This is a genomic window from Flammeovirga sp. AWQ4_249, assembly GCF_056161045.1.
Window position 1 is genome coordinate 1 of the sequence record NZ_JBSWYJ010000183.1, and the last position, 201, is coordinate 201.

The 201-nt window shown below is 34.8% G+C and carries 1 protein-coding gene; it reads right to left on the reverse strand.

What is annotated here, in order from left to right; all coding sequences use genetic code 11:
• The coding region (locus ACXAHM_RS26565; protein WP_474967095.1) for an IS110 family transposase at positions 1-201 on the reverse strand (201 nt) is incomplete at both ends.

Sequence of the window (201 nt, forward strand, 5' to 3'; positions counted from 1 at the left end):
TATTAGCATCTTGAAGTTGTTTATGAACTCTGTTCTTTTCCTTAGCAATTTCTTGGCTCAGCTTTTTAGAATACCTTGATAAATCTCGAAGATGCCTTACATATTTTGGAGGAACGAAACTACTATGTAACAACCCGTTACATAGAAGCTGAGCAATCCACTCACTATCTTTTTTATCTGTCTTCTTTCCTGGTACATTTT